This window comes from Streptomyces sp. NPDC048825, from assembly GCF_043198355.1.
Taxonomy (GTDB): domain Bacteria; phylum Actinomycetota; class Actinomycetes; order Streptomycetales; family Streptomycetaceae; genus Streptomyces; species Streptomyces xiangluensis.
Map to the genome: position 1 here is coordinate 28,583 of NZ_JBICUR010000004.1, position 11,007 is coordinate 39,589.

At 71.7% G+C, this 11,007-nt stretch carries 12 protein-coding genes; 7 read left to right on the forward strand and 5 right to left on the reverse strand.

Features of this window, described 5'->3' with window-relative positions; all coding sequences use genetic code 11:
- Positions 1–129: 129 nt before the first annotated feature.
- Entirely contained in the window at positions 130–858 is a 729-nt protein-coding gene (locus ACGFNK_RS11525; RefSeq protein WP_393415542.1) for an adenosylcobinamide-GDP ribazoletransferase, read from the reverse strand.
- A gap of 192 nt (positions 859–1,050) precedes the next feature.
- Here ACGFNK_RS11525 and ACGFNK_RS11530 point away from each other — a divergent pair, with 192 nt between their 5' ends.
- Positions 1,051–1,812 carry a hypothetical protein gene (locus tag ACGFNK_RS11530; protein ID WP_393414495.1) on the forward strand — a complete coding sequence of 254 codons (762 nt, stop codon included), beginning with the start codon at positions 1,051–1,053 and terminating at the stop codon, positions 1,810–1,812.
- 153 nt (positions 1,813–1,965) lie between these two features.
- On the opposite strand, the gene cobT is transcribed toward ACGFNK_RS11530, so the two are convergent.
- Positions 1,966–3,069, reverse strand: coding sequence for a nicotinate-nucleotide--dimethylbenzimidazole phosphoribosyltransferase (cobT, locus tag ACGFNK_RS11535; protein WP_393414498.1), 1,104 nt, complete (start codon positions 3,067–3,069; stop codon positions 1,966–1,968).
- Positions 3,070–3,284: 215 nt separating this feature from the next.
- Here cobT and ACGFNK_RS11540 point away from each other — a divergent pair, with 215 nt between their 5' ends.
- Entirely contained in the window at positions 3,285–4,259 is a 975-nt protein-coding gene (locus ACGFNK_RS11540; RefSeq protein ID WP_393414501.1) for a class I SAM-dependent methyltransferase, read from the forward strand.
- Positions 4,260–4,282: 23 nt separating this feature from the next.
- Here ACGFNK_RS11540 and ACGFNK_RS11545 read toward each other — a convergent pair whose 3' ends face one another.
- A complete protein-coding gene (locus ACGFNK_RS11545; protein ID WP_393414504.1) occupies positions 4,283–5,536 on the reverse strand; it encodes a bifunctional adenosylcobinamide kinase/adenosylcobinamide-phosphate guanylyltransferase in 1,254 nt (417 codons plus the stop codon).
- Positions 5,537–5,699: 163 nt separating this feature from the next.
- Between ACGFNK_RS11545 and ACGFNK_RS11550 the strand changes: the two genes are divergently transcribed.
- Positions 5,700–5,912 carry a hypothetical protein gene (locus ACGFNK_RS11550; RefSeq protein WP_344392422.1) on the forward strand — a complete coding sequence of 71 codons (213 nt, stop codon included), beginning with the start codon at positions 5,700–5,702 and terminating at the stop codon, positions 5,910–5,912.
- 76 nt (positions 5,913–5,988) lie between these two features.
- Here ACGFNK_RS11550 and ACGFNK_RS11555 read toward each other — a convergent pair whose 3' ends face one another.
- Together ACGFNK_RS11555 and ACGFNK_RS11560 are read right to left on the reverse strand one after the other, a co-directional pair.
- On the reverse strand, positions 5,989–6,690 hold the full coding sequence (locus ACGFNK_RS11555; RefSeq protein WP_393414508.1) for a class I SAM-dependent methyltransferase: 702 nt from the start codon (positions 6,688–6,690) through the stop codon (positions 5,989–5,991).
- Between the two features lie 83 nt (positions 6,691–6,773).
- The gene (locus ACGFNK_RS11560; protein ID WP_393414511.1) at positions 6,774–7,400 is read right to left on the reverse strand and encodes a DUF3043 domain-containing protein; all 627 of its coding nucleotides are present in this window, start codon (positions 7,398–7,400) and stop codon (positions 6,774–6,776) included.
- A 300-nt stretch (positions 7,401–7,700) separates the two neighbouring features.
- Here ACGFNK_RS11560 and ACGFNK_RS11565 point away from each other — a divergent pair, with 300 nt between their 5' ends.
- The 4 genes from ACGFNK_RS11565 to ACGFNK_RS11580 all read left to right on the forward strand — a co-directional run bounded on the left by ACGFNK_RS11565 (position 7,701) and on the right by ACGFNK_RS11580 (position 11,006).
- Positions 7,701–8,519 carry a PspA/IM30 family protein gene (locus tag ACGFNK_RS11565; RefSeq protein ID WP_393414514.1) on the forward strand — a complete coding sequence of 273 codons (819 nt, stop codon included), beginning with the start codon at positions 7,701–7,703 and terminating at the stop codon, positions 8,517–8,519.
- Between the two features lie 40 nt (positions 8,520–8,559).
- Positions 8,560–8,838 (forward strand): hypothetical protein, encoded by a 279-nt coding sequence (locus ACGFNK_RS11570; protein WP_393414517.1) that lies wholly within the window; start codon positions 8,560–8,562, stop codon positions 8,836–8,838.
- Positions 8,839–9,033: 195 nt separating this feature from the next.
- Positions 9,034–10,329 carry a sensor histidine kinase gene (locus ACGFNK_RS11575; RefSeq protein ID WP_393414520.1) on the forward strand — a complete coding sequence of 432 codons (1,296 nt, stop codon included), beginning with the start codon at positions 9,034–9,036 and terminating at the stop codon, positions 10,327–10,329.
- Complete coding sequence (locus tag ACGFNK_RS11580) at positions 10,326–11,006, forward strand: response regulator (protein ID WP_386346044.1); 681 nt, start codon at positions 10,326–10,328, stop codon at positions 11,004–11,006. Before ACGFNK_RS11575 ends, ACGFNK_RS11580 begins: the two co-directional genes overlap by 4 nt.
- Position 11,007: the final 1 nt, after the last annotated feature.

The window sequence follows — 11,007 nt, forward strand, 5'->3', positions numbered from 1 at the left end:
CGCCGCGATGGGGGTCCCCCGCTCATGGGGGTCCCCCCGCTCGAGCGCAGCCGAGAGTGGGGGAGAAGCCGAGAGTGGGGGAGCGACCAGCCACGGACGGCCCGCAGTCTCAACACGACCTCCTGGCCCTCATCGGAGAGCCAGGATCAGCAGCGCCGTGGTAGCGGCAGTCTCAGCCAGCCCCCCGAACACATCACCCGTGACCCCACCGAACCTGCGGACACAATGCCGCAGCAGGAGCTCGGCCGCGCCGCAGGCCGCGAGTACGGCGAGCGCGCCGCGCACAACGCCGTACACCCCGTCGTACGCCCCCAGGAGGGCGCCCGCGCCGGTGACGCAGACCCCCACGAGCAGCGCACCCCTCAGGGGAACCGTTCCCGCGACCGCCGCGCCAAGCCCCTCAGGGCGGGCCGCCGGAACCCCCGTACGGGCGGCAAGGGTGAGCGCAAGCCGCGCAGCGGTCGCCGAGACGACGGCCGCCAACATCCCACCGGTCCAAGAGGCCCCGTACGCCTGGGAGAGCGCCGCCACCTGAGCCAGCAGCACGAAGAGCAGGGCAATGACACCGAACGGCCCGATGTCCGACTGCTTCATGACGCGCAACGCGTCCGCCGCGGGCTTGCCGCTGCCGAGGCCGTCCGCCGTATCGGCGAGCCCGTCGAGATGCAGGCCGCGCGTGAGAACGGCGGGTATCGCCGCGGTGGCCACGGCGGCGAGCAGCGGACCGGCGCCAAGGAGCAGGAACAGCCCGCCCGTCACAGCCGCGCACAGGCCGACGACCAGACCCGCGACAGAAGCGCAGAGCATGCCCGCGCGGGCGGCCTCGCGGTCCCAGCGGGACACCGCGACGGGGAACACGGTGAGGGTGCCGAAGGCGAAGCGGAGGCCGTCCGGCCACGGGGTCCCGGACGTCTCGGGCGCGGGCTCGCTTCCGGGCTCGCCCTCGGGCTTGTTCTCCGGCTCGTACACGGGTTCGTTCTCCGGCTTGGACACGGGCCGCAGAGTACGGCACAGCAGGCAGCGGACCGGATCCGGTCGCAGGATGGGGCCATGGGTGACTGGTGGTATCAGAACATTTACGAGCCGGGGAAACTGCCCCTGCTGCTGGCGCTCGCCTCGTTCGTGCTCACCTTCGTGATCACGCGGGTCATCACCCGGCTCATTCGGGCGGGCAAGGGCCCGTTCGGCAACGTCAAGACCGGCGGCGTGCACATTCACCACGTCGTCCCCGGAGTGATCCTGACCGTCGTCGGCGGCTTCGGCTCGGTGGCGGGCGGGGGGCACGGCTTCGGCTCGGGGATGTGCGCGGTCCTCTTCGGGATGGGCGTGGGCCTGGTGCTCGACGAGTTCGCGCTGATCCTGCATCTCGACGACGTCTACTGGAGCGAGCAGGGCCGCCAGAGCGTCGAGGTGGTGACGGTCACGGCGGCGCTGGTGGGCCTGGTCCTCCTCGGCTTCCTGCCGTTCGGGGTCAACGACCTCAGCGAGAACGAACTCCAGGACCGCGGCGCGGCCATCAGCAGCGTGGTGGGGAACTTCCTCATCGCCCTGCTCGCCCTCAGCAAGGGCAAGGCCCGTCTCGCGATCTTCGGCGTGATCGTCCCGCTCATCGCCCTGATCGGCGCCATCCGCCTGGCCCGCCCCGGCTCCCCCTGGGCCAAACGCTTCTACCGCCGCCGCCCACGGGCCCGCGCCAGATCAAGCCTGCGCGCCTACCGCCACGACCGCCGCTGGTCCGGCCCCCGCCGCCGACTGGAGGACTGGATCGGCGGCACACCGGACCCGACCCCGAAGCGGCTCCCCGAAGGCTGAGCCGGAATCGCTGCGTCCGGCGGGGAGCGCCCCGTCAGGGGCGCGGGGCTGTATCGATTTTGCGGCTCCGCCGCGATGGGGGTCCCCCCGCTCGAGCGAAGCCGAGAGTGGGGGAGCGACCAGCCACAACGAACCCGCAGCTTGAAAACCGCCTTACCCAGCGGAGGCCTCCGGCTCCTCCGGGTCTTCCGAGCCCTTCGGCTCCTCCGCCTCCGGCATCTCCGGCAGCTCAGCGGCCAGCGCAGCCGCGGCCTGGACCAAGGGAAGTGCAAGCAGCGCCCCCGCACCCTCACCGACCGTGACCCCGTGGTCGAGCAGCGGCTCGAGGGCCATACGGTCGAGGGCCTTCGCCTGCGCGGGCTCCCCGCTGTTCTGGCCGGCGAGCCACCAGTCGGGGGCACGGAAGGCGACCCGCTGCCCGACCAGCGCGCAGGCGGCGGAGACGACTCCGTCGAGGATCACCGGCGTCTTGCGTACCGCGCTCTGCAGCAGGAAACCGGTCATCGCGGCGAGATCGGCGCCGCCCACGGTCGCGAGCAGCTGCAACTGGTCCCCGAGCACGGGCCGAGCGCGCCGCAGCGCGTCCCGTACGGCCGCGCACTTGCGCATCCAGGCCAGGTCGTCGATCGCGCGCCCGCCGCGCCCGGTGACCACGGAGGCGTCGGTCCCGCACAGCGCGGCGATCAGTACGGCCGCGGCCGTCGTCCCGCCCACGCTCACATCCCCGAGGACGACCAGATCGGTCCCGGAGTCAGCCTCCGCGTCCGCGAGGGCGACCCCCGCGCGAAACGCCGCCTCCGCCTCCTCGACGGTCAGCGCGTCCTCCACGTCGATCCGCCCGGAGCCACGCCGCACCCGATGCCGTACGACCTCGTCGGGCAGCGTCTCCGGCTCGCAGTCGAGCGCCATGTCGACCACCCGTACGGGCACGCCCAGCCGCCGGGCCAGCACCGCCCCGGGGCTCGCGCCGTCGAGCACGGCCCGCACCAGCTCGTCGGCACTGCCGGGCGGTCGTGCCGAGACACCGAGTTCGGCAACCCCGTGGTCACCCGCGAACAACAGCACACGCGGACGCTCGATCGCCCGCACCGGCACGGCCGACTGCGCGGCCGCCAGCCACTCACCCAGTTCGTCGAGGCGCCCGAGGGACCCGGGCGGCACGATCTGCCGCTCCCGGCGCGCCTCGGCGTCCCGGCGCACACCGCCGTCGGGACGCTCGATCAGATCGGTGAAGTCGTCGAGATTAAGCGAGCTCATTCGCCGAACAGTACCGGCAGCGTCCGCAGCCGGCCTTGGACGGGCCGCCCGTGCGACACGGCCCCCGGTCCGCACCGTCAGCGCCCCTGTCACGGCACGTGAAGCGATGACTCCACGACGTGATTGCATCGGTGAGGGTGATCTCATACGTTCCGGTTTGCAGCGAATTGTCGTACGGGTCGTACCGCGTCGTTCTCTCCCGGCAGGAGCAGCTCATGCCCCCCACACCGCAGGCCGGCGCCGTGGGCGCCGCCCACGGCGTCGCCCATCCCGGCGAACTCGCCCTGGGTCCCGACCAGTTCCACGAACCTCGCAGGCGGGACTGTCCCTGGTGCGGCTCGCGGCGGCTGCGCACCCTGCTGCGTACGCGGGACCTGCTCCAGCACAAGCCCGGCATCTTCGTCCTCGACGAATGCCAGGACTGTGCCCACGCCTTCCAGAACCCCCGCCTCACCGCCGAGGGCCAGGCCTACTACCACCGGGACTTCCCCCACGAGACCCTGCCGGTACGCATCCTCCGCACCCGCGCCGGACGCGGACGGCACCTGGCCTTGGCCCGCGCGATGCTCACGTACCCCGAGCCCGAGAGCTGGCTGGACGTCGGAACCGGATACGGCAGGTTCCCGGCCGCCGCGAGGGAGGTGCACCCGTACACCGCCTTCGACGGGACCGACCCGAGTGCACGCGTCGAGCGGGCACGGGTGCTGGGCCGCATCGAGGAGGCGTACCGCGGCCGGCTGCCCGACCTGGTCGAGCGGCTGCGGGCCCGCTACGACGTGGTGAGCATGCTCCACCACCTGGAGCACAGCCCCGACCCGCGCGAGGAGCTGCGCGCCGCGCTCGCCGTGCTGCGGCCCGGCGGGCATCTGCTGGTCGAAGTCACGGACCCCGACTGCGAGTTCGGCACGTTGCTCGGCAAGTGGTGGCTGTCGTACGGACAGCCGCGGCATCTGCACCTCGTGCCGCTCAGCAATCTGCTCGGCGAGCTCGAAGCGCTCGGCTGCGCGGTCGTCTGCGTCGACCGGTGCTCGCCACATGTCCCGTACGACCTCACCGGAGCGGTTTCGCTGCGCCTGGCCGGCCGATGTGCTCCTGCGCTGGCCGTTCCGTTCGCCCTGGACCATGCGCTGGCCCCACTGCTGCGCCGCACCCGGTTCTCCAACTCGTACCGGGTGATCGTGCGGCGGTGAGCCTTGGACGGCTCCGCGGCCCCTCACCCCCGCAGCGGCACCGCCTGCCCCGCCACCACCAGCAACACGTGCTCGCACTCCGCCGCGAACGTCGCATTCAACCGACCCAGCTCATCCCGGTAGCGGCGGCCGGAGGGCGTGGCGGGGACGATGCCGGAGCCCACCTCGTTGGACACGGCCACGACGGTGCGGCGGGTCTCGCGGACAGCGGCCGTCAGCTCCTCCACCCGCGCCCGCAGGGCACGTTCGCCGCCGCCCGCCCATTCGTCGTCGTCCCAGGCGTCCACGGAGTCCATCGCGTCCGTCAGCCACAGCGAAAGACAGTCGATGAGCAGCGGCGGCCCGTCCTGCTTCAGAAGCGGTACGAGATCGCAGGTCTCGGCGGTACGCCAGGAACCGGGGCGCCGCTCACGATGGACGCTCACCCGGGCCGCCCACTCGCCATCCCCGTCGCGGGCGCCACCGGTCGCCACGTACAGCACATCCGGGAAGGACTCCAGCCGCCGTTCCGCCTCCACCGACTTCCCGGACCGCGCACCGCCGAGGACCAGCGTCCGGCGCGGTACGTCAGGAACGTCCTCGTACACCCCTACGGTCAGCGTCGTCCCGTCCGGCACCGCCCGCGCCCCCGCCGCCGCGAGCCGCCGCCGCAGCTCGGGACCCGGCGGCACATCGTGGCCGACATGCACCGCGATCACGTCGGTCGCAGGTCCGGCGGCCCCGGCCGCGCGCAAGCGGGCCAGCGCGTCCGGCCGCCCGAGGACGTCGGCGACCACCATGTCGTACGACTCGTCCTCCCCCACTCTCGGCTTCTCCCCCACTCTCGGCTTCGCTCGAGCGGGGGGACCCCCACCCTCCAGCCCCGCGGGTGCGGCGCCCGGCGGCAGATACAGCAGCCGCTGCCCGTCGGGCCCGGTCACCGCGTACCCCGTGCCGGGTGCGTCCAGTGCCACCGCCCGCACCCGATGCCCGGTGAGCAGCGCCAGCTCCCGCCCGTCCGGCACCCGTCCGGGCTGCGGCAGCCCCGCGGGCACCTCGACCGGGGGCCCGTCATGCGGATGCGACAACAGCACCTGCCGCACACCGGCCAGCGACCGCCCCACCCGGGCAGCCGCGAACGCCGCCCCGGGAGTGAGGTCGAGCAACAACGTGCCGTCGACGAGAACAGCGGTGGCAGCCCGCGCATCCCGCCCGAGCGCAGCCGCGCAGGCCGCACACGGGCAACCGGGGCGGGGCAGACCATCGGGAGCACCGGTCCCGAGCAGAGTGATGTCCACGGGGTTGATTTTTCCGCCTCGGCCCACCGCTTGCGCGGCAGGGGCCCCTTTAGAGGCGTGTTGGAGCCGCGAACCCCGCACCCCCGGCGGAACGCCTAGTCTGGGCCGTAACCCGATCTTGCTCGGTACTTGTTCGGTACTGGTTCGGTACTTGGGAGGCGACATGGCGGCATGGACGTGGCGGTTCGAGAAGGCCGACGGGGCGGAGGTCCAGCCCGCGGTACAGCCCGAGGAGTTCACCACGCAGGGCGACGCCGAGTCCTGGATCGGTGAGCACTGGAAAGCGCTGGCCGACGGGGGAGTGGACCAGGTACGGCTGTTCGAGGACGCCACGGAGATCTACGGCCCGATGAGCCTGCACGCCGAGGCCTCGTAGACGTACCGCAAGAGACACAGCGGTGGCCGCGACCGTACGAACGGTCGCGGCCACCACTCGTTGTTTCCGGGGGCCCTCAGCCCCGCACCCCGCACAGGTGCAGCAACGCCGCCACGCCCCGGTACGGATCCGTCCGCCCGGCCCGCTCCTCGGCGGCCAGCAGCGCCTCCACGTCATCCGGAACGGGTGTGTCGTCCGTGGCCAGATCCGTGAAGACCCGCACCCCGTACCAGGCGTGCAACGGCGCCCCGATCCCGGAGAGTGTGCCGGTGAGTGCGTCGAGCCGGTCCGCGCGTACGTCGAGGCCGAGCCGATTTGTGTACGCGCCTGTGTCGAACGAGGCCAGGGCACCGGCCCAGTCGCCCGCGAGGCCCGGCCGCATGGCGAGGGCGTCGCCGTTCCGTACGAGCAACGAGAGCAGTCCGCCGGGGGCCAGCATCCGGGCCAGGCCCGCGACCAGGGCGTCGGGCTCCTCGACGTACATGAGCACGCCGTGGCACAGCACCACATCGAAACTGCCCGGCAGGAAGTGGACGCCGGTTTCCCGCCCGTCCCCCTCGAAGAGCCGCACCCGGCTGCGGATCCCCTCCGGCTCGGCGGCGAGCGCCTCGCGGGCCGTGGCGACCATCGTCGGGTCCTGCTCGAGCCCGGTGACCTTGTGCCCGGCCCGCGCCAGACGGAGCGCCTGCGTGCCCTGGCCCATGCCCACGTCGAGCACCCGCAGCCGCTGCCCCACCGGGAACCGCCCGGCTATCTGCTCGTCGAGCTGCCGGGTCACCAGTTCCTGCCGTACGACGTCACGCAGTCCGCCCAGCTTGTTCAGCCAGGCATCCGCCGCACCACCCGTGAAAGCTGCCGCGCTCAGGGCCGCTCTCCGCGCTTGACCTGCGGCTTCGGCAGCCGGAGGCGACGCATCTGGAGGCTGCGCATCAGCGCGTAGGCGACGGCGCCGCGCTTGGACTCGTCCGGGAGGCGCTCGTTCAACTGCCTCTTCAGGCGCATCGCGATGCCGATCGAGTCGACCACGATCATCACGATGACGAAGAGCCACAGCAGCAGAGCGATGTTCTGCAACTGCGGGATCTGGACCATGCTCAGTACGAGGATGACCACGGCCATCGGCAGGAAGAACTCGGCGACGCAGAATCGCGAGTCGATGAAGTTGCGCGCGTACTTCCGCACCGGGCCCTTGTCACGGGCGGGCAGATAGCGCTCGTCACCACTGGCCAGCGCCTCGCGCTGTTTCGCCAGCGCACGGCGGCGGTCCTCGCGCTGCTGCTTGGCCGCCTCCTTGCGGTTCGTCGGCGTACTGGCGACGCTGCGGCGCTGGGACTGGGCCTCATTGCGCTTGGGCGTGGGGCGACCCTTGGGGGCCTGCGGGTCGCGGGGCTGCTTGGAGTCGGTCACCTGCGCCTTGTCGGCGGGGGCCTTCTCTTCCTTGGCACGGCTACGGAACACAAAACCCAAGGGTACGGGGTATCCAGGCATGGACCACAGTCCAGAGGGGAACGATCCGGCAACACCCGTCGTCTGTCGGGGCACAGGGGGGACACAGAGAGGGCGTTGCCGACGGTTCGCCCCCAGTGCGCCTGAGGTAATCCCGAACTTGTCCCGTACCTAACCCCGGGAGGCACCTACTCCCTACGCGGGAGCGGTGCCGACCACAGTCGTCCTTGGGGATGAGCGCATCCGTCCCCGAACAGTGCGGTAATGGATGCAGAGCCCGTACCGTGGGTTCTGTTGCAGTCGCTGGAGCCGGAGTCCGTCAGAAGGGGGCGCGCGAAGCCCATGAGCGGTGTCATGAAGCGTATGGGGATGATCTTCCGCGCGAAGGCGAACAAGGCCCTTGACCGGGCCGAGGACCCTCGCGAAACCCTCGACTACTCGTACCAGAAGCAGCTGGAGCTGCTGCAGAAGGTGCGCCGCGGAGTCGCCGACGTGGCGACCTCCCGCAAGCGCCTGGAGTTGCAGCTCAACCAGCTCCAGAGCCAGTCCTCGAAGCTGGAGGACCAGGGCCGCAAGGCCCTCGCCCTCGGCCGGGAGGACCTGGCGCGTGAGGCGCTGTCGCGCCGTGCCGCGCTCCAGCAGCAGGTCACTGACCTGGAGACGCAGCACCAGACCCTCCAGGGAGAGGAGGAGAAGCTCACGCTCGCCGCCCAGCGGCTGCAGGCCAAGGTCGACGCCTTCCGTACGAAGAAGGAGACGATCAAGGCCACGTACACCGCCGCCCAGGCGCAGACCCGGATCGGCGAGGCCTTCTCCGGGATCTCCGAGGAGATGGGCGACGTCGGAATGGCCATACAGCGCGCCGAGGACAAGACGGCGCAGCTCCAGGCCCGCGCCGGCGCCATCGACGAACTGCTCGCCTCCGGTGCCCTCGACGACTCCTCCGGGCTGGCCAAGGACGACATCCAGAGCGAGCTGGACCGGCTCTCCGGTGGCACGGACGTGGAGCTGGAACTCCAGCGCATGAAGGCGGAGCTGGCCGGCCCCTCGTCGCCCCAGCAGGCGATCGAGGGCGGTACGGGTCAGACTCAGTCCCAGGACCAGTCCCAGTCAGGGGCACAGGACCAGCCGCGGGACACTCCGCGCTTCGACAAGCAGTGAGTCCCACGCCGTAGCAGTCCCACGCCTTGAGGAGGGCGTCGTGATCGTACGGATCATGGGGGAGGGACAGGTGAAGCTGGACAACGCCCACTTCACCGAACTCAACAAGCTGGACGACGAACTCCTGGCAGAAATGGAGTCCGGCGACGAGGAGGGCTTCCGCCGCACCCTGGGAGCACTCCTCGCAGCAGTACGCCGCCTGGGCACCCCACTCCCCGACGACGCCCTGGAACCCTCGGAACTGATCCTCCCGTCCCCCGACGCAACACTGGAGGAGGTCAGAGAGATGCTGAGCGAGGACGGCCTGATTCCGGGCTGACGAAAACTCGGGCGCCTTCGAAAGCGGGCTGCCGCTCGGACGCGCCCCCTAGGGGCGCAGGGTTGTGTCAGTTTGCGGCTCCGCCGCGCGGGCGGGACAAGCCACAACGAGCCCGCACTCGCCCACGACCCCGAACCCACCACCCCCATAGACGCCCAGGTTCCGCCCAACGCAGTGGCCCCGTACGGTGAACGCGTGAGCACAATCAAGCGCACCGCAACCTGGCTGCGGGCCCACCCGCTGGCAGTGGACGGCGCGCTCGCGGCAGCCGTCCTGGCGTGCATGATCGTCGCCTCGTTCGCCGCCCCGGACGAGCACGGCGACGGCAAAACCTGGGGCACGCAGGCCCCCGACGCGCTGGGCCTCACCCTGATGACGCTGGCCGCCGTCACCCTGGTCTTCCGCCGCCGCGGCCCCCTGCCGGTACTCGCCGTAACGGGCGCCCTCTCCCTCCTGGAGCTGGTCAGCGGTGACCCGCGGACCCCGGTCGTCATGTCCGCCGTGGTCGCCCTCTACACGGTGGCGTCGGCGACCGACCGGCCCACCACCTGGCGGGTCGGCCTGCTCACCATGACCGTCCTGACGGGCGTCGCGATGCTCGCCGGCTCCATGCCCTGGTACGAGCAGGAGAACCTCGGCATCTTCGCCTGGACGGGCATGGCCGCCGCCGCGGGCGACGCGGTGCGCAGCCGCCGGGCCTTCGTGCACGCCATAAGAGAGCGCGCAGAACGGGCCGAACGCACCCGTGAGGAAGAAGCCCGCCGCCGCGTCGCCGAGGAACGCCTCCGGATCGCCCGCGATCTGCACGACGTCGTCGCCCACCACATCGCGCTCGTCAACGTCCAGGCCGGGGTCGCCGCCCACGTCATGGACAAGCGCCCCGACCAGGCCAAGGAAGCCCTCGCGCACGTACGCGAGGCCAGCCGCTCCGCGCTCAACGAACTCCGCGCCACCGTCGGCCTGCTGAGGCAGTCCGGCGACCCCGAGGCGCCCACCGAACCGGCCCCGGGCCTGGACCGGCTCGACGAACTCGTCGGCACCTTCCGCAGCGCGGGCCTGCCCGTCGAGGTGGCCCGCGCCGACCATGGAACCACCTTGCCCGCCGCCGTCGGCCTGGCCGCGTACCGCGTCATCCAGGAAGCCCTCACCAATGTGCAGAAGCACGCGGGTACGGAGGCGAAGGCCGAGGTCAGCGTCGTACGCGTGGGACCGAACGTGGAGATCACCGTGCTGGACAACGGGCCCGGCGACGACGCGGAGGCCCGGCAGGACGAGAACGGCGGGCACGGGCTGCTCGGCATGCGCGAGCGGGTCGGCGCGCTCGGCGGCAGCTGCACCGCCGGACCCCGCTACGGAGGCGGCTTCCGCGTCCATGCGATCCTGCCGGTCAAGAGCCGCACCGGGGACACGGTCGGGGGCACCGCCTCCGCGAACGTGCCGTCGAAGCCCGCGGCAGCCAGGAGAACGGCACCCACGGGGGACCCCGCATGACCATCCGCGTCCTGCTCGCCGACGACCAGGCCCTGCTGCGGAGCGCGTTCCGTGTGCTGGTCGACTCCGAGCCCGACATGGAGATCGTCGGCGAGGCCTCGGACGGCGCCGAGGCGGTGCGGCTCGCGCGCGAGGAGCGGGCCGACGTCGTCCTGATGGACATCCGCATGCCCGGCACGGACGGTCTCGCCGCGACCCGGCTGATCAGCGCGGACCCTGGCCTCACGCACGTACGCGTGGTCATGCTGACGACCTTCGAGGTCGACGAGTACGTGGTGCAGTCCCTGCGGGCCGGCGCCTCCGGCTTCCTCGGCAAGGGCGCCGAGCCGGACGAGCTCCTCAACGCCATCCGGGTCGCGGCGAGTGGTGAGGCCTTGCTGTCCCCGGTGGCCACCAAGGGGCTGATCGCCAAGTTCCTCGCGCAGGGCGACGGGGACGACGGCCGGGACCCGGCCCGCGCCGAGCGCCTCGACGCGCTGACCGGCCGCGAACGCGAAGTCCTCGTCCAGGTCGCGGGCGGCCACTCGAACGACGAGATCGCCGAACGCCTCGAGGTCAGCCCGCTCACCGTGAAGACCCACGTCAACCGAGCCATGGCCAAACTGGGCGCCCGCGACCGGGCCCAACTGGTCGTCATCGCCTACGAGTCGGGGCTGGTACGTCCAAGGGTGGAGTGAG

What these genes read in the sequence shown, in the direction of transcription:
- ACGFNK_RS11530 (WP_393414495.1), top strand. Translation starts at nt 1,051, where the DNA reads ATGGGTGACTGGTGGTATCAGAACATTTACGAGCCGGGGAAACTGCCC.
- cobT (WP_393414498.1), bottom strand. Translation starts at nt 3,069, where the DNA reads ATGAGCTCGCTTAATCTCGACGACTTCACCGATCTGATCGAGCGTCCC.
- ACGFNK_RS11540 (WP_393414501.1), top strand. Translation starts at nt 3,285, where the DNA reads ATGCCCCCCACACCGCAGGCCGGCGCCGTGGGCGCCGCCCACGGCGTC.
- ACGFNK_RS11550 (WP_344392422.1), top strand. Translation starts at nt 5,700, where the DNA reads ATGGCGGCATGGACGTGGCGGTTCGAGAAGGCCGACGGGGCGGAGGTC.
- ACGFNK_RS11560 (WP_393414511.1), bottom strand. Translation starts at nt 7,400, where the DNA reads ATGCCTGGATACCCCGTACCCTTGGGTTTTGTGTTCCGTAGCCGTGCC.
- ACGFNK_RS11565 (WP_393414514.1), top strand. Translation starts at nt 7,701, where the DNA reads ATGAGCGGTGTCATGAAGCGTATGGGGATGATCTTCCGCGCGAAGGCG.
- ACGFNK_RS11580 (WP_386346044.1), top strand. Translation starts at nt 10,326, where the DNA reads ATGACCATCCGCGTCCTGCTCGCCGACGACCAGGCCCTGCTGCGGAGC.